This is a genomic window from Pseudomonas sp. S3_B11, assembly GCF_054667715.1.
In genome coordinates, this window is sequence record NZ_CP162749.1 from 4,193,681 (window position 1) to 4,217,583 (window position 23,903).

The 23,903-nt window shown below is 61.9% G+C and carries 19 protein-coding genes; 9 read left to right on the plus strand and 10 right to left on the minus strand.

Features of this window, described 5'->3' with window-relative positions; all coding sequences use genetic code 11:
• Positions 1-13: 13 nt before the first annotated feature.
• From AB4O22_RS18810 to AB4O22_RS18820, 3 genes are all read right to left on the minus strand, one after another.
• Positions 14-3,559: a glycosyltransferase gene (locus tag AB4O22_RS18810; RefSeq protein ID WP_460096939.1), complete on the minus strand. Its 3,546-nt coding sequence runs from the start codon at positions 3,557-3,559 to the stop codon at positions 14-16.
• A gap of 51 nt (positions 3,560-3,610) precedes the next feature.
• Positions 3,611-4,312: a WbqC family protein gene (locus AB4O22_RS18815; protein ID WP_123351120.1), complete on the minus strand. Its 702-nt coding sequence runs from the start codon at positions 4,310-4,312 to the stop codon at positions 3,611-3,613.
• A 121-nt stretch (positions 4,313-4,433) separates the two neighbouring features.
• Entirely contained in the window at positions 4,434-5,993 is a 1,560-nt protein-coding gene (locus AB4O22_RS18820; RefSeq protein ID WP_460096941.1) for a sigma-54-dependent transcriptional regulator, read from the minus strand.
• Positions 5,994-6,283: 290 nt separating this feature from the next.
• Here AB4O22_RS18820 and phhA point away from each other — a divergent pair, with 290 nt between their 5' ends.
• The 3 genes from phhA to AB4O22_RS18835 all read left to right on the plus strand — a co-directional run bounded on the left by phhA (position 6,284) and on the right by AB4O22_RS18835 (position 8,717).
• Entirely contained in the window at positions 6,284-7,069 is a 786-nt protein-coding gene (gene phhA, locus AB4O22_RS18825; RefSeq protein WP_003199027.1) for a phenylalanine 4-monooxygenase, read from the plus strand.
• Positions 7,070-7,167: 98 nt separating this feature from the next.
• A complete protein-coding gene (locus AB4O22_RS18830) occupies positions 7,168-7,524 on the plus strand; it encodes a 4a-hydroxytetrahydrobiopterin dehydratase (RefSeq protein WP_003184087.1) in 357 nt (118 codons plus the stop codon).
• The gene (locus AB4O22_RS18835; protein WP_223472828.1) at positions 7,524-8,717 is read left to right on the plus strand and encodes an amino acid aminotransferase; all 1,194 of its coding nucleotides are present in this window, start codon (positions 7,524-7,526) and stop codon (positions 8,715-8,717) included. The genes AB4O22_RS18830 and AB4O22_RS18835 overlap by 1 nt, the downstream gene beginning before the upstream one ends.
• Before the next feature lie 294 nt (positions 8,718-9,011).
• Here AB4O22_RS18835 and AB4O22_RS18840 read toward each other — a convergent pair whose 3' ends face one another.
• Positions 9,012-9,575: an NAD(P)H nitroreductase gene (locus AB4O22_RS18840; protein ID WP_223472827.1), complete on the minus strand. Its 564-nt coding sequence runs from the start codon at positions 9,573-9,575 to the stop codon at positions 9,012-9,014.
• Positions 9,576-9,737: 162 nt separating this feature from the next.
• Between AB4O22_RS18840 and AB4O22_RS18845 the strand changes: the two genes are divergently transcribed.
• Positions 9,738-11,192, plus strand: coding sequence for a TrkH family potassium uptake protein (locus AB4O22_RS18845; RefSeq protein ID WP_003199020.1), 1,455 nt, complete (start codon positions 9,738-9,740; stop codon positions 11,190-11,192).
• On the opposite strand, the gene AB4O22_RS18850 is transcribed toward AB4O22_RS18845, so the two are convergent.
• The gene (locus AB4O22_RS18850) at positions 11,149-12,210 is read right to left on the minus strand and encodes an AraC family transcriptional regulator (RefSeq protein ID WP_223472826.1); all 1,062 of its coding nucleotides are present in this window, start codon (positions 12,208-12,210) and stop codon (positions 11,149-11,151) included. The genes AB4O22_RS18845 and AB4O22_RS18850 overlap by 44 nt on opposite strands.
• A gap of 160 nt (positions 12,211-12,370) precedes the next feature.
• On the opposite strand from AB4O22_RS18850, the gene AB4O22_RS18855 reads away from it, so the two are divergent.
• Positions 12,371-12,682 carry an Mpo1-like protein gene (locus AB4O22_RS18855; protein ID WP_460096943.1) on the plus strand — a complete coding sequence of 104 codons (312 nt, stop codon included), beginning with the start codon at positions 12,371-12,373 and terminating at the stop codon, positions 12,680-12,682.
• A 14-nt stretch (positions 12,683-12,696) separates the two neighbouring features.
• Positions 12,697-13,287, plus strand: a complete 591-nt coding sequence (locus AB4O22_RS18860; protein WP_436263084.1) for an HD domain-containing protein — start codon at positions 12,697-12,699, stop codon at positions 13,285-13,287.
• Between the two features lie 124 nt (positions 13,288-13,411).
• On the opposite strand, the gene AB4O22_RS18865 is transcribed toward AB4O22_RS18860, so the two are convergent.
• Positions 13,412-14,230, minus strand: coding sequence for a UDP-2,3-diacylglucosamine diphosphatase (locus AB4O22_RS18865; RefSeq protein ID WP_003199013.1), 819 nt, complete (start codon positions 14,228-14,230; stop codon positions 13,412-13,414).
• Between the two features lie 135 nt (positions 14,231-14,365).
• On the opposite strand from AB4O22_RS18865, the gene AB4O22_RS18870 reads away from it, so the two are divergent.
• Complete coding sequence (locus AB4O22_RS18870) at positions 14,366-15,115, plus strand: helix-turn-helix transcriptional regulator (protein WP_367862299.1); 750 nt, start codon at positions 14,366-14,368, stop codon at positions 15,113-15,115.
• Positions 15,116-15,323: 208 nt separating this feature from the next.
• The gene (locus AB4O22_RS18875; RefSeq protein WP_053162091.1) at positions 15,324-16,214 is read left to right on the plus strand and encodes a DMT family transporter; all 891 of its coding nucleotides are present in this window, start codon (positions 15,324-15,326) and stop codon (positions 16,212-16,214) included.
• Here the strand turns inward: AB4O22_RS18875 and AB4O22_RS18880 are convergent.
• Positions 16,208-16,495 carry an Rdx family protein gene (locus tag AB4O22_RS18880; RefSeq protein WP_003199006.1) on the minus strand — a complete coding sequence of 96 codons (288 nt, stop codon included), beginning with the start codon at positions 16,493-16,495 and terminating at the stop codon, positions 16,208-16,210. The genes AB4O22_RS18875 and AB4O22_RS18880 overlap by 7 nt on opposite strands.
• A gap of 71 nt (positions 16,496-16,566) precedes the next feature.
• Between AB4O22_RS18880 and AB4O22_RS18885 the strand changes: the two genes are divergently transcribed.
• On the plus strand, positions 16,567-18,768 hold the full coding sequence (locus AB4O22_RS18885; protein WP_223472823.1) for a patatin-like phospholipase family protein: 2,202 nt from the start codon (positions 16,567-16,569) through the stop codon (positions 18,766-18,768).
• A gap of 181 nt (positions 18,769-18,949) precedes the next feature.
• Here the strand turns inward: AB4O22_RS18885 and AB4O22_RS18890 are convergent, their stop codons facing one another.
• The 3 genes from AB4O22_RS18890 to recQ all read right to left on the minus strand — a co-directional run bounded on the left by AB4O22_RS18890 (position 18,950) and on the right by recQ (position 23,701).
• Positions 18,950-20,908: a FimV/HubP family polar landmark protein gene (locus AB4O22_RS18890; RefSeq protein ID WP_460096946.1), complete on the minus strand. Its 1,959-nt coding sequence runs from the start codon at positions 20,906-20,908 to the stop codon at positions 18,950-18,952.
• 114 nt (positions 20,909-21,022) lie between these two features.
• Positions 21,023-21,457, minus strand: coding sequence for a MarR family transcriptional regulator (locus AB4O22_RS18895; protein ID WP_003199001.1), 435 nt, complete (start codon positions 21,455-21,457; stop codon positions 21,023-21,025).
• Positions 21,458-21,574: 117 nt separating this feature from the next.
• Positions 21,575-23,701 (minus strand): DNA helicase RecQ, encoded by a 2,127-nt coding sequence (gene recQ / locus AB4O22_RS18900; RefSeq protein WP_223472821.1) that lies wholly within the window; start codon positions 23,699-23,701, stop codon positions 21,575-21,577.
• Positions 23,702-23,903 lie beyond the last annotated feature (202 nt).

Below are 23,903 nucleotides of genomic sequence, written 5' to 3' on the forward strand. Positions count from 1 at the left end.
TCATTCGTACACATCAATCGGCCAACCAGGCCCGTCGCCAGGCGGCCAGGCGCTCGCCTTCAAGCAGCCACTGCGCACGCACGGTCGACTGCAAGGCGTCCCCCAGCGTCGCAGAGGCCTCACGGTCTTCCAGATGCAAGCGAATCGCCCGGATCCAGTCTTGCGCCTCGTTACTCACTCGCGACAACGGCAACACCTCGCCGCCGACAAAACCTGGCACGCGGCTGCAAATGACCGGATGCCCGCAAGCGGCATGCTGCAGGACACGTAAATCACCAGAACAGGCATTACCCAGGGTTTCGGCCATGGGTACCAGCGCAAGATCCAGATTCAAGGCTCCCATGGCCCCAGCCAACTGCTGCTGCGCGACACTTGGGTGCAGTTCCTTCAAAAAAGGTTGCAGTGCTGCGGGACAGTCGTCGCCGAGCACCACCCACTCGACTTCGTCAGCCAACGCGGGCACCACGTCGGCCAGCAGTTCAGCATCCTTCCCACCCAGCCAGCCCAGGCGTGGCTTGGAGCCCATGCGGCGCTTGCTTTGTACACGGCCCCATGCAGCCGGTAGCAGGGTTTCCAGCACGCGGATGTCGTCATGCTGACCCTGTAACAGTTCGGCCAGCGCTGGCGTGGGAACCAGCACCCGATCGGCCTGCAACATCCCGAACCGCAGACGCTCCAGCAGTTCATCGGCTGAGTAATCGCCCTTCAATTCCATCTGCGGCAAGTAACCGTCCAGATCGTAGACGGTGAAGGCCTTGGAAAACGCCCTCAGGCGGCTCAGCGCTAGCAGCCCGGCATCATCCAGAGGGCGCTGTAGCACGATGGTCGTCGGCGCCAGGCGTTCGATCTCCACCGGCGACAGCAAACTAGAAACAGCCGCGCCTTCGACCTGCCCCGCTTCAAGCAATGTGCTGAACGGCTGAACCAGTCGCGAATAGGCTCCCGCCCGCTGCTCGGTGACAAAAACCAGCACCCTTGGCACGCTGCCTTGCAGGGGATACCAGCACAGGTCCTTGTTTTCCCGGACAAACCCCTCACCGACGCGCAGTGAAAAATTGGCATTGTAGGCAGGGTCGCGGGCCAACTGTGGTAACCAGCGAGCGAACAAGGCATCCTCCTGCTCGCTGCTTGCACGGGTGTCTGATACAGCGTCCGTCAACAGACGTGCGTAAGGCGTCCAAACGTTCAGGTATCCCGCCTGCTGCAGTTTCAGACACAGATCAACATGAGTCCAGGGTGCCAGCAATGGATCGGTCTCGAAGCCATCGGCCTCGAGAAACAGGTCCCGACGTAGCATCAGGCATTCACCACCCACTGCGGAGCAGTTCTGCTCAAGCCCAAGCCGTTCCATGTAACCCGATGCCTGGGATGACAAGCCTTCGAAAGCTCGACCGACAATTCCGCCCAGTCCCAAGACAAGACCTGCCTGACGTATCCGACCTTGGCTATCTTGCAACTTGCCGCCCACGGCGCCGACTTCCGGACGCTGGGCGTGATTGAGCAACGCTTGCAACCACCCGGGCTCAAGCACAGCGCTTTGCGCGTCGAGCCAAAGCAGATATTCGCCGCGCGCCTCCTGCGCCGCCGCGTTGCACATGGCCGCACGAGACTGTCCCGGCATGAAACGCAACACCTGGAAGCGGCCTTCGCCCATCTGCTCGACCAGCCCCAGCCACTCCAGTAAGGCGGGTTCGTCGTTGCCCGGTTCAATCAGCAGGACTTCGAAATCCACAGCGTCGGTCTGCATCAGCAGGCTTTCCAGGCAACGCTGGAAATTCGTCAACTGTCCTTCCAGATAAATCAGAATACTGACCGAGGCCAGCCGCTCGTGGCCGTAGTCGATACGATAGCGGCTCGGCTCCTTTTCCAATGCAATCGCTCGCGCCTGGCCGTAGCCACGTTCCTGAAGGTGCGCATCAATGACCGCACGCTCATCAGCGCTTCCCGACTGCCGCACCTCGTTGGCGATCAGCAGGGGTTCGCTGACGTGCCCGATGCTCGCCATCCCGCACTCGGTGATCAGGCGCAGTTGGTAGGCCAATTCAAAGGCGTCACCGCAGGCATTATCAAAACCGTTCAAGCGCATCAGCGCCTCACGACGGTACATCCAGTGACGGGAATGGCTGGCCGGAAACGCCAACAACAAATCCAGATTCAGGTCGGGTCGCAACGAGAGGTCGATCACGCCGCCCGTACGCAGCGCCTCGTCGGCGTACACCGCCAGGCACCCGTCAGGCGCATCAAGCAGATTCAGAGCCGTCACCAGCAATCCTGCGGCGATGAACTCCTCCCCCGCCTCCACCAGCATGACCCAATCGCTCTGGACGCCCTCGAGCAAGCCATTGATCGCGGCTGCCGGTTGCTTGGGATCACACGCCAACCACTGAACGTTGGCACGCCCCGGGTCAGCGGCTCCCATCACGCACACATGGATGCGCTGGTACAACTGTCGATCGAGGCTGTCCAGGGTGTGAGCCAGCGCCAACTGATTGCCGTCATCGCGGACCAGGACAGTGAAGCTGGGCGCCGCCGAGTTGGCCAAGCGCTCATTCATCAGACGCAATTGCTGCGCCGTAGGATAGCGTTGGCGCAACCAGTCGAGCGCACCCAGACGATTGCCAACCGCCTCTCGAGCGGCAGTCGCCTGGGTTTTTGCAATAAACGCATCCAGCTGCTGCCAGAAAGACGCGGTGCGTTCGACGTAACGATGCAAGGCGTCACCGAGGCTTGCCCGCGCATGTTCCAACGGGTCCGACTGATCAAGCATGGCAAAGCCGACACTGCCAAAGAAACTGGTGTCGAGCAGTGGCTGGTCGACGCCATGCCCCGGAATGAAAATCACCGGGCAGCCACACAGCACCGCCATGACGCAGGTCATCGACCACTCGTAGCTGTACATCACTTCCGCATGGCGCAGCACCTTGGCCAGCTCGGGCAGGGGCAAGGGGTTGGCCATGCTCAGCAGGCGGATATCCGCAGGCAGTTGCGAGTAGTCGATCTGATCCAGAGGATGGCGGTTCTGGTAGAGGTAGCTACCCTTGCGCACGGCGCCTGCGCCCACCGTCGAGAACATTTCGACATCGATGGTCGGCAGGCACAACAGGTCGCCGTCAGGGTCGCCACGGTGCTCGGCGAGCCGGGCGGCGTAATAGAAAAACAAGTCGGTGGGCGCGGCGTCCATGCCATTTCCCGTGAGGAACCCCTCGAAATTCAGGAGAAAACGCGCCACGACCGAACAGTTGAGCGGATTGCCGGGGAACACCTCGGGATATACGGCAATCGGCACCTTGCCCGCGGCCATATGGCGCTGTTTGATGGAGGAGCTGACCACCGGAGTCTTGAGGTCGGGATTGACCACTTCAGTGCCGCAGATGTAGGCCTCACGACCACTGAGATTGAGCATATGGCAGAGGTAGTGCAGCGAGACGACGCCCGACGACGATTCACGGTATGCAGGCGCCAGGAAGTAGTAGGGATGCTCGGGCTTGGCATACATCAGCCGCAGACGCGCCAACGCCTGTTCGAGCGAATGAGCGTCCAGCTGCGCAAGGTTCGACATCGGGTGCAATCTCCAGAATCAAATCAAAAGGGTGTCACTGGCAAGGCCTGCTCAGGCAGCCCTTTTCTTCAGAAAATCCGATGCGTCCGCGCCGGTATTGAACAGCAGGTCGATGACGCTGACCGCATGCTGGAACTCGCCGTACACCTGCGGATACTCGGGATAGCCGGCATAGCTCATATAAGAAACCGCGATCCCGTTGGTGGCGAACGCCGCTTCGTCGAGGTAGTGACTGGCGGCGGGTCCAGAGAGGTATTCGTTCGCCCCGAGGGCCTGGCATAGATGGATCAGGCGTTCATTCTTGCCCTCCACACCTCCCAGGTCCTCGGAACGGTACAGCGGTGTGTGGATCCCCAGCAGGGGGCACAAGCCGGCAATAAACAGGTGGTTGATATGGGTCAGGTGGCTGAGTCCCGCAGCCTGCTCGTAGAGCGCGCGAATCGGCGCCTCCATCTGGGCGAAGCACGGTGCGCGCCGGTAGCTCTGCTCAATCGTCTTCCAGTGCGCGGCGGCCCAATCCGGACTGCTGACCTGGACTTCGTTGATCAACTGTCCGAGACGACCCTTCTTCTTGACCGCAATACTCAGCCAATGCTCACCCTGGGCAGTCTTGATCTTGTTGCGGTTGCGCCAGTCACTCCGGGTGTACTGGACATCGTCATAAAGGATGAACGCATCGACGCTGCGGATCAGATCGAAATACCCCTTCCAAGGGATGTAGTTCGACTGCACTACAGCTATTTTCTTTTGCATCCTGAGCCTCACGTACGCAGCCGAAACCGGGCCTTTGCCCTGTCAAAAAATCGCCACCCTCTAAGATTAAGCGGGGATAGACCACGATCTAGCAAATCCCATACCAGGGGAAAACGCCCCGCTACGGCTCAGTCTTGCCAACCTCATACTCCCGCAACTTGTTGGCAATGGTCGTATGGGAAACCCCCAGCCGCTTGCCCAGTTGCCGGCTGCTCGGGTGCTCGGAGTACAGGCGCTCCAGCACGGCTTTCTCGAAGCGTCCGACGATCTCATCCAGCCCACCCTCAAGGGAAAAATCGCCAAGGGGCTGACGCACGCCGTAGTCCGGCAAGCGGATATGCTCGGCCTTCACCGTCCCGCCATCGCACAGGGAAACCGCCTGGAACAGCACGTTTTCCAGTTGCCGGACATTGCCCGGCCAGTGGTAGTGACTGAGACGGTCCATCGCCGTCGGGGCCAGCTTGGGCAGGGCGCAGCCGATCTGGCGGCTGGCCTGGTCGAGGAAATGCTCCACCAGCGGCGCCAGGCCATCGAGGCATTCGCGCAGCGGCGGGATGTGCAGGGAAAGCACGTTCAAGCGGTGATACAGATCCTGACGGAATTCGCCCCGGGCGCAGAGTTCGGACAAATCGACCTGGGTGGCGCAGATCACCCTGACGTCCAGGTACACCTCCTCATCGCTGCCAACACGCCGGAAGCAACCGTCCTGTAGGAAGCGCAGCAATTTCACTTGCAGGCGCGGGCTCATCTCTCCGACCCCGTCGAGGAACAGCGTCCCCCCGGCGGTCAGCTCCAGAAGGCCGAGCTTGCCTTCGGCCCGGGCACCTTCGAAGGCCCCCGGCCCGTAGCCAAAGAGCTCGGTCTCGGCCATGGACTCCGGCAGCCCGGCACAGTTGAGCGCCATCAATGGCGATTGCCCGCGCGGACTCGCCAGGTGACAGGCGCGAGCCAGCAGCTCCTTGCCAGTGCCGGTTTCACCTTCTATCAATAGCGGCGCGTCCAACGGGGCCATGCGCCGAGCCTCACGGACCACCGCCGCCATGACCTTCGAGCTCTGGAAAATACTGTCGAAGCCACGCAGTTCCTGTTTGCGCACGTTATAGATACGTTCGCCAACCCGGTCGGCCCGGTGCAGTGTCAGCACCGCACCGGCCATGGCTTCGCTGTCGTCGTGCTCCGATTGCAGCGGCGCAATGTCGGCCAGGAACACATCGCCCTTGACCTTGACCCGCAGGCCGTTGATGCGCGACTGGTTGGCCCGCACCAGTTCCGGCAAGTCGAAATCCTCGGCATAGCGGGACAAGGGAATCCCCGGCACCTCGTCCACTCGCACCCCGAGCAACTGCGCCGCAGCCCGGTTGGCCGCTACGATGGAGCCGCCCATGTCGATGGACAGCACCGGGAATTCCAAGGCGCCGAGCAAGGCGTTGAGCTCCATGTGCCTACGCTCGCTGGGCATCAGCCCTACACGCTTGACGCCAAATACCCCGGCAATGCCTTCGAATTTCGGACGCAACGCCTGGAACTGGATGTTGATCAGGTTTGGGCAGTGCAGGTAGATCGCGTTGCCATGCTCGCCACCCACCTCCCCTCGGGCGACGTTGATGCCGTACTCCACCAACAGGTTGAGGATGTCCCGCAGGATACCGATGCGATTCTGGCAATGGACTTTGATGCGCATGAAAAGGCCCGATGTGTATGAAAAGGTCCCTGCCACAAGGTTTTTCTGCCCGGCAGCGTAAATAACCGTCAAGATTATGTGACAGTTGTAGGCCGTTTCCCAACGGAAAATCCCAGCAACCTTGTAGCCGCCGCCATTTCGTAACGAAAAGTTTACGGATTGACGATTCCCTCACCCAATCCATTTTCGCCAGCCTGCTGCGCAAGCCCCTGCTTCGAGTTATCTCTAATACATCGCTGGACATAACAACAACACGTCTTCCCCCTGAGGGAAATCAGCAGGAGAGCAGCATGAAGCAGACGCAGTACGTGGCCCGCGAGCCCGATGCGCAAGGTTTTATCCACTACACCGCAGAAGAACATGGGGTGTGGAATACGCTGATCACCCGCCAGCTGAAAGTCATCGAAGGCCGTGCGTGCCAGGAATACCTGGACGGCATCGACAAGCTTGGCCTGCCCCACGACCGTATCCCGCAACTGGGCGAAATCAACCAAGTGCTGGGCGCGACCACGGGCTGGCAAGTCGCCCGGGTACCGGCGCTGATCCCCTTCCAGACTTTCTTCGAATTGCTCGCCAGCAAGCAGTTTCCGGTGGCGACCTTCATTCGTACCCGCGAAGAGCTGGATTACCTGCAAGAGCCGGACATTTTCCACGAGATCTTCGGCCACTGCCCATTGCTGACCAACCCCTGGTTTGCCGAATTCACCCACACCTACGGCAAACTCGGCCTACAGGCTTCCAAGGAAGAACGCGTCTACCTGGCGCGCCTGTACTGGATGACCATCGAGTTCGGCCTGGTGGAAACCCCGCAGGGCCGGCGCATCTACGGTGGCGGCATCCTGTCCTCGCCCAAGGAAACCGTGTACTGCCTGTCCGACGAGCCTGAGCACCAGGCCTTCGATCCACTGGAAGCCATGCGCACGCCCTATCGCATCGACATCCTGCAACCGGTGTATTTCGTGCTGCCCGAGCTCAAGCGCCTGTTCGACCTGGCGCACGAAGACATCATGGGCATGGTCAAGCGCGGTCGGGAACTGGGCTTGCACGCCCCGAAATTCCCACCAAAGGCTGCGTGAACCGCGTCTTTTAATCTCAATTGAGTCTGTTGCACAACGCGGCTTTGCTTTAGCGTGGGTGCATCGACGTTTTCAAATATTCGATCCGGGAACACACCATGAACACTCTGAACCAAGCCCATTGCGAAGCCTGCCGCGCCGATGCCCCACAAGTCAGCGACGAAGAACTGCCGGTGCTGATCAAGCAGATCCCCGATTGGAACATCGAAGTGCGCGACGGCGTGATGCAACTGGAAAAAGTTTTCCTGTTCAAGAACTTCAAGCACGCCCTGGCGTTCACCAACGCCGTCGGTGAAATTTCCGAGGCCGAAGGCCACCACCCAGGCCTGCTCACCGAATGGGGCAAAGTCACCGTGACCTGGTGGAGCCACTCCATCAAGGGCCTGCACCGCAACGACTTCATCATGGCCGCCCGCACCGATGACGTGGCCAAGACCGCAGAGGGCCGCAAGTAATGCATTTCGACGCCATCGGCCGGGTACCCGGCGACCCGATCCTAGGCCTGATGGAGGCCTACGGGGCGGACGCCAACCCGAGCAAGTTCGACTTGGGCGTGGGTGTCTACAAAGATGCCCGGGGCCTGACGCCGATTCTTCAGTCAGTGAAACAGGCTGAACAACGGCTGGTGGATCGCCAGACCACCAAGACCTACATCGGCGGCCACGGCGACGCTGCATTCGGCCGGTTGATCAACGAGTTGGTGCTGGGCGCCGACTCTCCGCTGATCAGCGCAAAACGTGCCGGCGCCACCCAGACACCGGGCGGCACCGGCGCGCTGCGCCTGAGTGCCGACTTCATCGCTCAATGCCTGCCGGGCCGTGGCGTATGGCTGAGCAACCCAACCTGGCCAATCCACGAAACCATCTTCGCCGCGGCCGGGGTCAAGGTCAGTCACTACCCTTACGTGGGCGCTGATAACCGCCTGGATTTCGAGGCGATGCTGGCGGCCCTGAGCCAGGCGCCCAAAGGTGATGTCGTGCTGCTGCACGCCTGTTGCCACAACCCCACCGGATTCGACCTGTCCCATGAACAATGGCGTCAGGTGTTGGACGTGGTGCGCAATCGCGACCTGCTGCCGCTGATCGACTTCGCCTACCAGGGCTTCGGTGATGGATTGGAACAGGACGCCTGGGCGGTCCGACTGTTTGCCCAGGTCCTGCCGGAAGTGCTGGTCACCAGTTCCTGCTCGAAGAACTTCGGCCTCTACCGCGATCGTACGGGTGCGTTGATCGTCTGTGCCCGGGATGCCGAGAAGCTGGTGGACATCCGCAGCCAACTGGCAAACATCGCCCGCAACCTGTGGTCGACACCGCCGGATCATGGTGCGGCCGTGGTGGCGACCATCCTCGGCAACCCGGAACTCAAGAGCCTGTGGGCCGATGAAGTCCAGGCCATGCGCCTGCGCATCGCGCAATTGCGCAGCGGCTTGCTGGAGGCCCTCGAACCCCATGGCTTGCGCGAGCGCTTCGCCCATATCGGCGTGCAACGCGGGATGTTTTCCTACACCGGCCTGACGCCGGAACAGGTCAAGCACCTGCGTGAGCGCCACAGCGTCTACATGGTGGGCACCGGCCGGGCCAACGTGGCCGGCATCGACGCCACGCGCCTGGACCTGCTGGCCGAGGCGATTGCTGACGTTTGCAGATAACACCACCGTCGGCCGTTGATTTTGTGGCGAGGGAGTCCCCGCCACGTCTTCGACGCTGCGCTGTCGCGCAGGGAACTAGAGCGACGTCCACGAGATATCTGTTTTTGATCGTTCCCACGCTCTGCGTGGGAATGCATCCCGTGACGCTCTGCGTCACACTCCAGAAGCGGAACGCGGAGCGTCCCTGGCGACATTCCCACGCAGGAGCGTGGGAACGATCGATATGTATTTTCAGCCTTAAAAATCAAATGGTTGCATTTTATTCCATGAGAGCTTGCTCCCGCTCGACAGCTCCTACAGGCCTGTCCACTCGCGGACAAACTGCCCGAGATCCTCTTGCGGCGCCGTGCGCGCTTCTTTCTGCGGTGTGCCCAGGTAGAGAAAACCGATCACCTCCTCCCCATCCTCAAGGCCAAGCCCCCTGGCCACATGCGGCGAGTACGCCAGTTCACCGGTGCGCCACACGCCGCCAACCCCTTGGGCATACGCCGCCAACAAGATGCCATGGGCTGCGCAGCCGGCCGCCAGCAGTTGCTCGGATTTGGGGATTTTGAAATGGTCCTGCAGACGGGCGATCACCACCACGACCAGGGGCGCGCGCAATGGGCCGTTGAGGGCCTTTTCCACGACGGTTTCCGGTACCAGCGGGTCATTGAACCGCGCTGCTTCGGCCAGCAGTTCGCCCATGCGATGCCGCGCCTGCCCTTCGACTGTCAGAAAACGCCATGGCCGCAGCTGGCCGTGATCCGGCGCCCGCATGGCCGCGGCGAACATGAGTTCGCGCTGTTCCGGCGTGGGGGCCGGCTCCACCAGGCGCGGGACGGAAACACGGTTGAGCAAAGCGTCGAGAGCCTGCATCGGCCACCTCCTGAAAAAATGTCCGGCTATTCTAGTAGCTGTGCGGCGAGTTCGTTAGCGCAAATTCCGCGGCCAGGTGCCCACTCGGCGCCGGGTGCCGGTTTACAGGGCGCTTGTCGCGGGTAGAATGGCGCCCTTCCTTTTTCAGCCTGAGCGGACTTCATGGCGTTGCCGACCCTGCGGATCATTGGTTTCATCATCGGCATCTTCCTGATCACCCTGGCGATCTTCATGGTCGTTCCCATGGCCACCCTGATGGTCTTCGAGCGCACCCGCGACCTGCCGTCGTTCCTCTGGTCGAGCATGATTACCTTCCTCGCCGGCCTGGCCCTGGTGCTTCCCGGGCGCCCGGAACACATCCACCTGCGCCCGCGCGACATGTACTTGCTGACCGTCAGCAGTTGGCTGGTGGTGTGTATCTTCGCCGCGCTGCCGTTCCTGCTGACCCAGAAGATCAGCTACACCGACTCGTTTTTCGAAAGCATGTCGGGCATCACCGCCACCGGCGCCACCGTCCTGAGCGGCCTGGACACCATGTCCCCGGGCATCCTGATGTGGCGCTCGCTGCTGCACTGGCTCGGCGGTATCGGCTTCATCGGCATGGCGGTGGCGATCCTGCCCTTGCTGCGCATCGGTGGCATGCGGCTGTTCCAGACCGAATCGTCGGACCGCTCGGAAAAAGTCATGCCCCGTTCCCACATGGTGGCGCGGCTGATCGTGGCGTCCTACGTGGGCATCACCATTCTCGGCACCCTGGCGCTCTGGTGGGCCGGGATGAGCCTGTTCGATGCCATCAACCATGCGATGTCGGCGATCTCCACCGGCGGTTTTTCCACCTCGGACCTGTCCCTGGCCAAATGGACCCAGCCGGCCGTGCACTGGGTCATCATTGTCATCATGATCCTCGGCAGCCTGCCGTTTGCCCTCTATGTCTCGATGTTGCGGGGCAATCGCCGGGCACTGATCAAGGACCAGCAGGTCCAGGGGCTTATCGGGGTGTTGCTGGTGACCTGGCTGGTGCTCGGCACCTGGTATTGGGCGACCACCGACCTGCATTGGCTGGAGGCGCTGCGGCACGTGGCGCTGAACGTGACGTCCATCGTCACCACCACCGGTTTCGCCCTCGGCGACTACAGCCTGTGGGGCAATTTTTCGCTGATGCTGTTTTTCTACCTGGGGTTCGTCGGCGGTTGTTCAGGCTCGACGGCCGGCGGGATCAAGATCTTCCGCTTCCAGGTCGCCTACATCCTGCTGCGGGCCAACCTTAATCAACTGATCCACCCCCGCGCGGTGATCAAGCAGAAATACAACGGTCATCGCCTCGACGAAGAAATCGTCCGCTCGATCCTTACGTTCTCGTTCTTCTTCGCCATCACCATCTGCGTGATCGCCCTGCTGCTGTCGCTGCTGGGCGTGGAATGGATGACGGCGCTGACCGGTGCGGCCAGTACCGTGTCCGGCGTCGGTCCGGGGCTGGGGGAAACCATCGGGCCGGCCGGCAACTTCGCACCGCTGCCGGACGCGGCCAAGTGGATTCTGTCAGGAGGCATGCTGCTGGGCCGACTGGAGATCATCACGGTGTTCGTGCTGTGTATCCCGGCGTTCTGGCGTCACTGACCGCTTCAGGCTGACTCGCCAACCGTGCCCGGTATTCGCCAGGCGTGGTGTCGAACCAGCGGCGGAAGGCCCGGAAAAAATTGCTTGGGTCGGCAAACCCCAGCAGATAGGCGATCTCCAGCAGCGTCATGCCCGACTGCGCCAGGTACTGCTCGGCCAGTTCACGACGGGTGTCCTCAAGCAAACTCTGGAAACTGGTGCCCTCTTCCTGCAAGCGCCGCTGCAAGGTGCGCTGCGACAGGTGCAGCGTCTGCGCCACCACGTCACGCTTGGGCTCGCCCTGGGGCAACAGTCGGCACAACACTTGTCGTGCCTTATGGGTCACACGGCTTTCCGAAAAACGCGCGAGGTATTCACCGGCAAACCGGTCATGCAACTGCGCCATGGCTTCGTTGGCCGTCGGCAGCGGCGCCTCCATGTCGGCCCGCTCAAAAATCAGCGCGTCATAAGACGCGCCGAACACCAGCGGTGCGCAGAAGGCTCGCTGATAAGGCGCCAGGTCCAGGGGTTCGGTGCCTTGGAACAGCACTTTTACCGGGTGCAAGGTACGCCCGGTCAGCCAGTTGCACAGGGCCAACGCACAGGCCAGGGACGCTTCGGCACTTTGGCGAGTGGGGGGCAAATGGTCGCCATGCACCGTCAGGATCAGCCCATAGCCCTCTTCCAACCGACGAAAACTCAAGTCGGCGCTTTCGGCAATAATTCGCTGGTATCGCACCAGTCGCTGGAAACCCTCCGCCAGCGTGCGACTGGACATCAAGGCGTAGCCCGCCACATGGAACGAGGCCGGGCGCACCACTTTACCCATGTTCAAGCCAATGGCCGGGTTACCGGACAATTCCACCGCCCGTTGCCAGAGCCGCGTCATCGAGTCCTGGGGGAAGCGTGCATCCGGATCGTCCAGCGCATCAAAGTCCAGCCCCAGTTGCTTGAACAGCACCCGACAATCCAGGCCGTCGATTTCCAACGCCTTGACAATCCCCATCGCCCAGCTTGAAGAAGTCGTTCGTTCGTTCATGACGTTTTACTTGCATGACGAGCCGCAGGGTACGGCTGGATTTGCGAAGGATACTAAAGTGGCGCCCATTGTCACTGGCTGTTGCAAGTGATCGCTCTAGACTCAAAGTAAGCCGCTGGATTTATCGGTTGCCAGAACAATAACCAAAGAGCCTGCAGTCTTGGAAAACGCCAAACGATTCAATACCTTCGCCGAGTTCTACCCGTATTACCTCGGCGAGCACAGCAACAGCACCTGCCGACGATTGCATTTCATCGGCACCTCCCTGGTCATCCTGGTGTTCGTCATGGCCCTCGTAGTGGGGAGCGGGTGGCTGTGGCTCGCCCTGCCCGTGGCCGGCTACGGCTTTGCCTGGGCCGGGCACTTCTTCTTCGAAAAAAACCGTCCCGCCACCTTCCAGCATCCTTTCTACAGCCTGCTCGGCGATTTCGTCATGTACCGCGACATGCTGCTGGGCAAGGTGGCGTTCTAGCCAAAGGATTGCCTATGAACACTCATGCACGTTTTACCCACATGCGGGACGGCTCTCAGGAGGACTGGGCGATCATCGCCGCCGACTTCAGCGCCTACGCCCGGCAATTGCCGGGCCGGATCCTGGCCCACTTGAAGCTGCTGGACGGCGATTTCGGCGGGTTCCCGGTGGATCGCCTGACCCATTCCCTGCAAACCGCCACCCGTGCCTACCGTGACGGGCGGGACGAGGAATACGTGGTCTGCGCCCTGCTCCACGACATCGGCGACACCCTGGGTTCGTATAACCACCCGGACATCGCGGCGGCGATCCTCAAGCCCTTCGTCAGCGCGGAAAACCTGTGGATGGTGGAGAAGCACGGGATTTTCCAGGGCTATTACTTCTTCCATCACCTGGGCATGGACCGGCACCTGCGCGAGCAGTTTTTCGAACATCCGCAGTATCAGGCGACAGTCGACTTTTGTGCGAAATATGACGCAGCAGCGTTCGATCCCGAGTACGACACGCTGCCGTTGAGTTTCTTCGAGCCGATGCTGGAAAGGCTGTTTGCTGCGCCTAAGCAGTCGATCTACAAGGCGGCGATGACGGAGCAGCCTTCCAGCTGACAGATTGCTGGGGACCGCTGCGCGGTCCATCGCGGGCAAGCCTTGCCCCACAGGTGTTGCCTGCTCTACATAGGCGGTGAGTACTTGTGGGAGCAAGGCTTGCCCGCGATGGCGTCATGAAGGCCTACACCGGCTCAGTCACTTTCAACTCAGTCTTGGCCAGTGCCTCCCGTGCCTGGGCCTCCGCCAACCGATACAACTCGATCGACCCGTCCCAGTGCTCGATCAGCGCCGTGCAGGATTCGACCCAATCGCCACAATTGAGGTATTCCACCTCACCCACCATGCGCATCTCGGCATGGTGGATATGCCCGCAGACCACGCCATGCAGTTCGCGCTTCACACACTCGTGGGCGATGGCTTCTTCGAAATCGCTGATGAAGCTGACGGCGGTCTTGACCTTGTGCTTGAGGTACGCCGACAACGACCAGTAGCCGTAGCCGTAACGGGCCCGCCAATGGTTGAGCCAGCGGTTCAGCGTGAGGGTGAACTCGTAGGCCGAATCCCCGAGGAACGCCAGCCAACGGTGGTACCGGGTAATGACGTCGAACTGGTCGCCATGGATCACCAACAGGTGCCGACCATCGGCAGTGACGTGCACCGCTTCGTCCACCAACTGGATATTGCCCAGGATCAGCTTCGAATAGCGCCGCAGGAACTCGTCATGATTGCCGGTGACGTAGATCACTTCGGTGCCGCGCTTGCTCATGGTCAGCAAGCGGCGAATGACGTTGGTGTGGGCCTGGGGCCAATACATCCCACCGCGCAGTTTCCAGCCGTCGATGATGTCCCCCACCAGGTAGATCTTGTCGGCGTGGTAGCCCTTGAGAAACTGCGACAGGTGCTCGGCCTGGCAATCCCGGGTGCCCAGGTGCACATCGGAAATCCACAGGGTGCGAACACGCTGTTTGCGGCTGGGTCTGGCGAGCTCGGCGCTGGTCATTGGGCAACCCTCTGATCGTTTTTGCCACTGTGCACGCCAGCGGTTAATGGCCTATGACAAACACAAGTCCATTGCATGACAGCGCCGGGCGTTGCGCCCTCGGTGTATGCTGGCGGCCTGACACGGGAGACCGCGATGAGACCGATCCTCACGCTACGCCACTACAGCCACGACTTGATCGCCCACAGCCATGACCATGCCCAACTGGTGTTCGGGCTGTCTGGCGCGCTGGATTTCGAGGTCGAAGGGCATGGCAGCCAGGTGGTGCAACAAAGCTTCGTGGTGGTACCGGCCGGCGCGCATCACGGCTGCGGCAGCCCCCACGGCAGCCGCTGCCTGGTGTTGGATGTGCCCAGTGATGATTGGGTCGGGCAATGCCTGGGGGATCACGCCGACGCCAGCCGCCGTTTGCTCGACGACACCGCGCGCCTGCCCCTGGATGCGGGGCAAAGCCAGTTGGTCAGTTGGTTGGCGGGCAGCCCGGTGGACGATCCGGTGATCGCCCAGCAAGGCGCGGTGCTGCTGCTGGCGAGTCTCAATAACGCTCGCCAGGCAACCCTCGGCGGCCGGCGCCTGCCCTACGCCGCACTCAACGCCCACATCGACCAGAACGCCGCCTATGCGTTGCAAGTGGCGGACCTGGCGCGAATCGCCAACCTCTCCAGCGCCCGCCTGCACGCACGCTTCGTCGCCGAGTGCGGGCAAACCCCGATGGATTACATCCGCAGCCGCCGCTTGCACAAGGCCGTAGCGTTGCTGCGTGATTCGCAGTTGCCCATCGGTGAGATCGCCCACCGGGTCGGCTACAGCTCCCAAAGTGCCTTCGCCGCGGCGGTACTGCGGGAATTCGGCGCCTCGCCGGGCAAGCTGCGGCGTCAGCGATAGATTCGCGCTAAAAATCGCTAGGATCGCGACAGACACTGCCGCCTCACCCACGCTTAAATACTAGGGGACGATCCTGTGGGAGCGAGCTTGCTCGAGATTGCTATCTGTCAGTCAATATCTGCATTGCCTGAACCACCGCTTTCGCGAGCAAGCTCGCTCCCACAGAAGACACTCGCCAGTTGCCCCACTGTCTGTTGAAAGGATTGAAATGACACCCCGTACCGCCCTCGGCGCCCTGCACATCGGCGCACTCATGTTTGGCCTGACCGGTGTATTCGGCAAACTCGCCGCAGCCTCGCCGGCGGTCATTGTGTTTGGTCGCGCCGTCTTCGCCGTGCTCGCCCTGGCGATGTTCGCCCGGTTCGCCAGCAACAGCCGCTGGCAGCAACTGCGGGCCCAGGATGGCTGGCGATTGCTCCTTGGGGGGCTGTTGCTGGCCGGGCATTGGGTGAGTTTCTTCATCGCAGTGAAGGTTGCCGGCGTGGCGGTCGCCACGCTGGGGTTCACCAGCTTCCCGGCCTTCACGGTGCTGCTTGAAGGGCTGATCTTCCGCGAGCGGATTCGCGCCAATGAAATCTGGTTGGTGGTGTTGGTGAGCGTCGGCCTGGTGTTGGTCACGCCGAACTTCGACTTGGCCAGCGGCGCCACCACTGGCCTGCTGTGGGCCGTGTTCTCGGGGTTGCTCTTCTCCCTGCTGTCATTGACCAACCGCGCCGGTTCGGCGCACGTCCCGCCGGTGCAGGCCGCGCTGTGCCAGAACGTGGTGGTCGGGTTGTGCCTGCTGCCGATGGCCGCGCCACAATTGAGTGACGTTCGCCCCATCGACTGGTTGTGGATCGGCTTGCTCGGTGTGTTCTGCACCGGCCTGGCCCACAGCCTGTTCGTCGCCAGCCTGGCGGTGATCAAGGCCCGCACGGCAGCGGTGGTGTTCGCCATGGAGCCGGTCTACGGCATCGCCATGGCCTGGTGGCTGTTCGATGAGAGCCCGACCCTGCGCATGCTGCTGGGCGGCGTGGTGATCATCACGGCCATCGTGATCTCAAGCCAACTGAGCGGTTCAAAGAAACCGGGGGTTGGCGCCCAAGCCGCGTCTCACTGAACCCGATCGTTGTGGCCCAGGTCCCGCTCCGGATCGATCCGGTCGCGGACCCGCTGCTTCAGGACCTTGGCTTCGGGAAAACCACCATCGGCCTTGCGCTCCCAGATCTGCGTGCCGTCGCAACTGATGTGGAACACACCGCCGGTGCCCGGCACCAGCGACACCTTGCCCAGGTCATCGCCAAAGGTGCTGAGCAGCTCCTGGGCCAGCCAGGCGGCGCGCAGCAGCCATTGGCACTGGGTGCAATAGGTGATGACGACTTCCGGTTTGTGTTCGGTCATTGCGGGTGGACTCCTGGGTTCGAAGGCGTCGCTATAATACCCGCCTTTGATCGCCCGCCCCGAGATTGACGATGCGCCGCCTCCTGCCCCTCCTGCTTCTGTTGCTGTTGCCCCTGCTCGGCCATGCCAACGAGCCCGCCGTCGACGCGCCACGCCCGAAAATCGGCCTGGTGCTGTCCGGCGGCGCCGCACGGGGGCTGGCCCACATCGGCGTGCTCAAGGCCCTGGAAGAGCAAGGCATCAAGATCGATGCCATCGCCGGCACCAGCATGGGCGCGGTGATCGGCGGGCTGTATGCCTCGGGCTACAAGATCGACGAACTGGAAAAACTCGCCCTGGGCATCGACTGGCAACAGGCTCTGTCCGATGCGCCACCGCGCAAGGACGTACCATTCCGGCGCAAGCAGGATGACCGGGACTTCCTGGTCAAACAGAAACTGAGCTTTCGTGACGACGGCAGCCTCGGCCTGCCCTTGGGGGTCATCCAGGGCCAGAACCTGGCCCTGCTGCTCGAAAGCCTGCTGGCCCACGCCAGCGACACGCGGGACTTCGACAAACTGCCGATCCCGTTTCGCGCAGTCGCCACGGACATCGCCACGGGCGAAAAAGTCGTGTTTCGCAAAGGCCACCTGCCCAAGGTCATTCGCGCCAGCATGTCGATCCCGGCGGTATTCGCCCCGGTGGAACTGGACGGCCGGCTGCTGGTGGACGGCGGCATGTCCGACAACATCCCGCTGGATGTGGCCCGGGAAATGGGCGTGGACGTGGCCATCGTGGTCGACATCGGTACGCCCCTGCGCAACCGCAAGCAACTGGTCACGGTGGTCGACGTGCTGAACCAATCGACCACCCTGATGACCCGGCGCAACTCTGAAGAGCAACTGGCAACGCTGAAGAAAGACGACGTGCTGATCCAGCCGGCGCTGGCGAGCTTTGGCTCCACCGATTTCGGCCGGGCCCAGGACATGATCGATGCCGGTTACCGTGCCACGCGGATACTCGAGGCGCGCCTGGCTCCTCTACGCCCGTCCGAGGCGCCCGACGCCGAGCTCATGGCCGCGCGCACCCCCAGCGAGCGCACGCCGGTCATCACCGCCATTCGAGTGGAGAACGACTCGAAAGTCGGCGATGACGTGATCCGCTATTACGTTCGCCAGAAGATCGGTGAGCCGCTGGACCTGGGCCGCCTGCAGACCGACATGGGCACACTGTACGGCCTGGATTACTTCGAGCAGGTGCAATACCGCGTGGTCCGCAAGGGCCCGGATCACACGCTGGTGATCAGCGCTCGGGGAAGACGCACCGGCACCGACTACCTGCGGCTGGGGCTGAGCCTGTCGGACGACATGCGCGGCGACAGCGCTTTCAACCTGGGAGCCAGCTATCGGGTCAACGGCATCAATCGCCTCGGTGCCGAATGGCTGACCCGGGCGCAGATCGGCGACAAGCAGGAGTTGTACAGCGAGTTCTACCAGCCATTGGATGTCGGCTCGCGCTACTTCATCGCCCCCTACGGGCAATTCGAATCCCGCAACGTGGAGTCGATCCTGGACAACGATCCGGTGGCCCAGTATCGCGTCGAGCGCTATGGCTTCGGGCTGAACGTGGGCCGCCAGATCGGCAACAACGGCGAAATCCGCTTCGGTGTCGGCCAGGCCTGGGGCAAGGCGGATGTGCGCATTGGCGACCATGACCAGCCCAGCGAAAACTTCAATGAAGGTTTCTATGAGCTGAAGTACTCCTTCGATTCCTTCGACAACGTGTATTTCCCCCACGAGGGGGAAGACATCGGCCTGAGCTGGCGCCAATACGAACCGGGGCTGGGTTCCGACCAGCGTTACCGCCAATGGGAGTTCAAGCTGGACAAGGCCCTGAGCAGCGGCCCGGATACCTTCATCCTGGGCGGGCGCTACGGACGAACACTGGACACTGCTGAAGTCGTGACGTCCAGCTTTGTGCTCGGTGGCGCGCGGCAACTGTCAGGCTTTCGCGAAGACGGGGTGTCCGGGCAGAACATCAGCCTGATGCGCGCCGTGTATTACCGCCGCCTCACACCGCGGGCCTACCTGCCACTGGACTTCCCGCTGTACATCGGCGGCTCATTGGAACGCGGCCGGGCCTGGAACAACGACAACGAATTCGACAGCGGCTACATCAACGCCGCCAGCATTTTCCTCGGTTTCGATACACCGCTGGGGCCACTGAATTTCAGCTATGGCTTTAACGACGATGATGAACAGGCGGTGTATCTGAACCTGGGGCAGACGTTTTGAGGGGATAGGCGTTTGCCTGGGCTGGATTGATAGCCTGACAGGCCGCTATCGCGAGCAAGCTCGCTCCCACAAGGGGTCCATGGGTGTCTGCGCAATGGCTGTTCACCACAAATCCCTGTGGGAGCGAGCTTGCTCGCGATAGCGGCGGGTCAGTGTCGGTGATGTTGACTGTGCTGCTACCTCAGCGAATCCCCGCCAGCAGCACCCGGGCGGTTTGCTTGAGGGGTTCGTCGCCCTCCTCGAGCAGTTCTTCAAGCAGGGAGACGGCGGTTTTCAGGTCTCCATCGTCGATGCAATTCTGTGCCTGTTCCAGCTTGACCGAGTGTTCAGGGACCTGAGGTTCGAGGGAAAGGGTGTCCAGGGAAACAGGTTCAAGTGCCAGCGGCTCAAGTTCCAGCGACTGTTCTTCGTCGGCAAAGCTATCGAGGAAGGCATCGTCCAGGGACTCGGTCTCCAGTGGCGCTTCCCATTGCAGCTCCGGTTCGTCAAAACCTGAAAGCGAAAAGCTCTCGGCGGCATGGGGTGAAACAGCCTCCTTATCAACCGTGTTGTCCTGGGCATCGGCGAGGTCCCAGCTGGTTTCCATGGACAGTGCATCCAGGTCCAACTCGAACTCGTCACCGGGCACCGGTTCACGTTCAGGTGCCGGTGCCGGAGCAGGTGCAGGTGCAAAAACCGGTACCTGAGGTTGTACCGACGCCACTGTCGGCGCGGCGATAATGGCAACCTTGGGATAGCGCCCGCGGATCTCCTCCAACGTCCCGGCATCGATACCCTGTGCCAGTAGATGATGTTCCTGGGCCTGGAAACCGATGACATCGCCCTGCTTGCCCAGTACCTCCAGCAACTTGAGGCCCAGGTCGGTGCGTTCCGGCTCCGCCAGCAACGCGGCGCGCAACAGCCCTGCGGCCTCGGTGAACCGACCGTAGGTCAAGTAGATCCCGACGCCCTCCAGCACATCGCCCAGGGGCGTATCCCCGTTGTTGAACGATGCCGCAGTCTCGGACGGCTCCGTATCGGGGATTGATGCATAGGTTTCGTCGTCCTCCTCCAGCATCGGCTCGGGACGCCCGGTCATCGGTTCCAACTCGGCCTGCTGCTGCCGACGCCGAACGAACAGTAACAGCGCCAGCAACCCCAACAGGCCCACCAGCCCCGCCACCCATGTCCAATTGACGCCCTCTGGCTCTGCTACCGGTTCTGTAGCGGGTTGCGCGTCCGGCGCCGGTTCCGCTGCAGGAAGCGCCGGTTGCGGTGGTGTCGATGCAACAGGGGCTGGTGCAACCTCGGCCAGCCGGGCCTGCAATTCGCTGATCTGCTTGCGCTGGCCAGCGATTTCCTCGTCCTGGGCCTGGAGCCGGGCCTGCAGTTCATCGATCGTCTTCTGTTGCTGCTGGTTTTGCAGCACGCTGGCGGCCATTTGCTCATCGGGCGCGGCGGGGGCCTGGCCAGCAGGGGCTGCAGCCGAAGTCGGCAGCACGGCCGAGTCGGGCAGCAACAAGTGCTGGCCGATGGAAAGCCGGTCACTGCCGGGGTTCAAGGCCTGGATTCCTTGCATCAACTCATTGACCGACGCGTTGCTACCGGCGTCATGCAGGCGCTTGGCGATGATCCAGGGGTTGTCTCCCTGCACGACGGTGTAACGCTTGCCCTGTACCGCCGGGGGCGGCTTGATGGATTGAGGGGCCTGGGAAGGTTCATCACGGACCGGCACGATACCCGGTGTGCCCGGCGGGTCGATCAGTACGGTGTATTCTCGCAGCAGGCGCCCGTTGGGCTGATTGAGCTGCACCAGGAAGTTGAGAAAGGGTTCCTCCACCGGTTTGCTGGATGTCACCCGAATGAAGCTGCGCTCCCCGCGCAACACCGGCGTGAAGCGCAGGTTGTTGAGAAAGAACGCCCGTTCCACACCCGCACGACTGAAATCGTCCGGGCTCGCCAGGCTGGCCGACAGATCGCCCTCGCTGATCCCGGCCACATCGACCAGGGCGATATCGGCGCGCAACGGCTGGTTCAGGGCGGAATGGAGCGTGATGTCCCCCAGCCCCAGCGCCGACGCCAAGGCAGAATACCCCAGGGCACCCACGACGACCGACACGTTGACCCAACTGCGCAACGTGGACTGCAAACTTTCAAGCATGGGTATCCCTTTCGACTACCAGACTGAGCGCAAACGCATCCAATACGATCACTTAGTACTGGTTATAGTTCGCTAATCGCCGAATCTCAAAAGTCTGGCGCCAGGGATAATGCCTCAGGATTTTTCCAGGTTGGCCAGGATCGTACCGTGGACCCGCATGCACACACGCATGTCCGCTTCGTCGACACCTTCGAAAAGCTCACGACGCAGTTGCGTGGCAATGGTTTCGATTTGTTCGATCAACGGCAGGGCCGGTGCGCAGAGCACGATTTTCTTGGCCCGGCGGTCCTCGGCCACGGCCTGGCGCTGCACCAGCCCCTGGGTTTCCAGGCTGTCGAGCAACCGGGCCAGTGTCGGGCCTTCGACGGCGACGCTCTGGGCCAGTTCTCGCTGGGTCGGCGCCTGTTCGAAACGGGCCAGGTGCAACAGCACCAGCCAACGCGCCTGGGACAGGCCCAGCCCGGCCAGGCGGCGATCCAGTTCGGCACGCCAGCCTCGAGACATTTGCGCCAACTGCATGCCAAAACGGTGTTGATCGGTTAACGGCATAAAAAACTCATCAGATCTGAAATAGAGAAAAACTAATTATTAGTCAGCTAAGCATGAGCTTTGGATTCAAGCAAGGTTCACCTTGTACTGAATCGTTAAAGGCACGCAACCCACTGATCAGACTTCAAATTCCGACTGCAACGCAGCCCTGACGCAATACAGCACGCCTTCGGGAACCCGTCCGACAAACAGTGCGGCAACTTCAGACACTGGCGGTAACTCGCCTTCGCCATCCAGGAAGGCATCCTGCACCTCTCCCATCAGTTCTTCGGGCAGATCCAGCGCCTGTTCCAGGGACAACTGCTGTTTGCCAATGGCTTCGGCCAGCATCGTGTAGACGTTCTTTTCCGAGCACTGCAGTTGCCCGGCGATCTGCAACGGCGTCATGCCGGCCCGGGCCAGCGTAATGAGTTCGTGACGTACATCGGCCACCGCTTTCGGTGCTTCGGCCTCGCCACCCAGGACCTGGAGGAAGGCCTCGCCATACCGCTCCAGCTTGCGCGCGCCCACACCACTGACCTGGGCCATTTCCGCCAGGGAGGTGGGCTGACTGCGGAGCATTTCCAGCAGCGTCGAGTCGGGGAAGATGACGTACGGCGGGACGCCGTGCTCCTCGGCCAACTTGCGCCGCAAGGCCCGCAAGGCTTCCCATTGATCGCGCTCTTCGCCACGTACCAGTTGGCTGGCCTGGCTCTTGCTGCTCTTGACCGCCGTTGCCGGCTTGAGGTCACGACGCAGTTCGAGGGTGACCTCACCTTTGAGCAACGGCCGGCAAGTCGCACTCAGGCGCAGGCCGCCGTAGCCTTCCAGGTCGATGTCGGCCAGACCGCGGGCCACCAGTTGTCGGAATAATGAACGCCACTCACCCTCGGTGCGCGCCTTGCCCACGCCGAACACCGACAGGTGCTGGTGGCCAAAGCTGCGGACCTTTTCGTTGTCCTTGCCCAGCAACACGTCCACCAGATGCCCGACACCGTAGCGCTGGCCGGTACGGAAAATCGCCGACAAGGCCTGGCGGGCCGGTTCGGTGGCGTCCCAGGTTTCCACGCCATCGACGCAGTTGTCGCAATGCCCGCAAGGCTGGGGCATGTCTTCGTCAAAATAGGCCAGCAAGGTCTGGCGGCGGCAGCGGGTTTCCTCGCACAGCGAGAGCATCGCGTCGAGCTTGTGCTGTTCCAGACGCTTGTGGCGCTCGTCGCCTTCGGAGTTCTGCAGCATCTGCTTGAGCATCACCACGTCTTGCAGGCCGTAGGCCATCCAGGCGTCGGCCGGCAAGCCATCACGGCCGGCACGTCCGGTTTCCTGGTAATACGCCTCAAGGGACTTGGGCAGGTCCAGGTGCGCGACAAAGCGCACGTTGGGTTTGTCGATACCCATGCCGAACGCAATGGTGGCCACCATGATCAGGCCTTCCTCGTTGAGGAAGCGCTTCTGGTGATAGGCCCGCAGGTCGTTGGGCAGGCCGGCGTGATACGGCAGCGCCGGGAACCCCTGCTCACACAGGAACGCCGCCACTTCATCGACCTTCTTGCGCGACAGGCAATAGACAATGCCGGCATCACTGCGGCGCTCGGCGAGGAACGCCAGCAACTGCTTGCGCGGCTGCTCCTTGGGTACGATGCGGTAGAAAATATTCGGACGGTCGAAACTGGACAGGAAGCGCTCGGCGTTCTGCAAGTGCAGGCGCTCGACGATTTCCTCGCGGGTGCGCTTGTCGGCGGTGGCGGTCAGGGCGATGCGCGGCACGTCGGGGAACAGTTCCGCCAACTGCCCCAGTTGCAGGTATTCGCGTCGGAAATCGTGCCCCCATTGGGATACGCAGTGGGCTTCGTCGATGGCGAACAGGGCAATTTCCAGGCTCTGCAGGAACGCCAGCATGCGCGGCTGCACCAGGCGTTCCGGGGCCAGGTACAACATCTTCACTTCGCCGCGCTTGATGCGTGTCGCCAGGTCCCGCTGTTGCTCGGCGCTGAGGGTGGAGTTCAGCGAAGCAGCGGCAACCCCCAGCTCTTCGAGGGTCGCAACCTGGTCGTCCATCAATGCGATCAGCGGCGAGACCACCACGGCCAGGCCGTTGCGCAACAGCGCCGGGACCTGGAAGCACAAGGATTTGCCGCCGCCGGTGGGCATGAGCACCAGGGCATCGCCACCGTTGGCCACGCGCTCAATAATGGCACCCTGGCGGCCACGGAAACTGTCGTAGCCGAAGATGTCCTTGAGGACGCGTTGAGCCTGTTCGAGCATAGAAACTCCAAAAATCACCGAAACATCCCTGCAAGGCTGGTTCAGAATCACAAACGCTGCACCGGCAAATCGTAAGTGTGCGTTTCGAACCGGCGGGACGCCGCAGGGCATCACAAAACGCGGCAGTATACCCGAGGCCTTCGTTGCAAAGGGGGCTGCTGACAGGAGGTGCTAGCGGCTAGGGATACCCATACATTGCTTC

Coding starts and splice junctions, on each gene's coding strand:
- AB4O22_RS18870 (WP_367862299.1), top strand. CDS start 14,366: ATGAGACCGATCCTCACGCTACGCCACTACAGCCACGACTTGATCGCC.
- AB4O22_RS18880 (WP_003199006.1), bottom strand. CDS start 16,495: ATGACCGAACACAAACCGGAAGTCGTCATCACCTATTGCACCCAGTGC.
- AB4O22_RS18815 (WP_123351120.1), bottom strand. CDS start 4,312: ATGCAAAAGAAAATAGCTGTAGTGCAGTCGAACTACATCCCTTGGAAG.
- AB4O22_RS18845 (WP_003199020.1), top strand. CDS start 9,738: ATGGCGTTGCCGACCCTGCGGATCATTGGTTTCATCATCGGCATCTTC.
- AB4O22_RS18835 (WP_223472828.1), top strand. CDS start 7,524: ATGCATTTCGACGCCATCGGCCGGGTACCCGGCGACCCGATCCTAGGC.
- AB4O22_RS18890 (WP_460096946.1), bottom strand. CDS start 20,908: ATGCTTGAAAGTTTGCAGTCCACGTTGCGCAGTTGGGTCAACGTGTCG.
- AB4O22_RS18830 (WP_003184087.1), top strand. CDS start 7,168: ATGAACACTCTGAACCAAGCCCATTGCGAAGCCTGCCGCGCCGATGCC.
- phhA (WP_003199027.1), top strand. CDS start 6,284: ATGAAGCAGACGCAGTACGTGGCCCGCGAGCCCGATGCGCAAGGTTTT.
- AB4O22_RS18810 (WP_460096939.1), bottom strand. CDS start 3,559: ATGTCGAACCTTGCGCAGCTGGACGCTCATTCGCTCGAACAGGCGTTG.
- AB4O22_RS18850 (WP_223472826.1), bottom strand. CDS start 12,210: ATGAACGAACGAACGACTTCTTCAAGCTGGGCGATGGGGATTGTCAAG.
- AB4O22_RS18865 (WP_003199013.1), bottom strand. CDS start 14,230: ATGACCAGCGCCGAGCTCGCCAGACCCAGCCGCAAACAGCGTGTTCGC.
- recQ (WP_223472821.1), bottom strand. CDS start 23,701: ATGCTCGAACAGGCTCAACGCGTCCTCAAGGACATCTTCGGCTACGAC.
- AB4O22_RS18895 (WP_003199001.1), bottom strand. CDS start 21,457: ATGCCGTTAACCGATCAACACCGTTTTGGCATGCAGTTGGCGCAAATG.
- AB4O22_RS18840 (WP_223472827.1), bottom strand. CDS start 9,575: ATGCAGGCTCTCGACGCTTTGCTCAACCGTGTTTCCGTCCCGCGCCTG.
- AB4O22_RS18860 (WP_436263084.1), top strand. CDS start 12,697: ATGAACACTCATGCACGTTTTACCCACATGCGGGACGGCTCTCAGGAG.
- AB4O22_RS18885 (WP_223472823.1), top strand. CDS start 16,567: ATGCGCCGCCTCCTGCCCCTCCTGCTTCTGTTGCTGTTGCCCCTGCTC.
- AB4O22_RS18875 (WP_053162091.1), top strand. CDS start 15,324: ATGACACCCCGTACCGCCCTCGGCGCCCTGCACATCGGCGCACTCATG.
- AB4O22_RS18820 (WP_460096941.1), bottom strand. CDS start 5,993: ATGCGCATCAAAGTCCATTGCCAGAATCGCATCGGTATCCTGCGGGAC.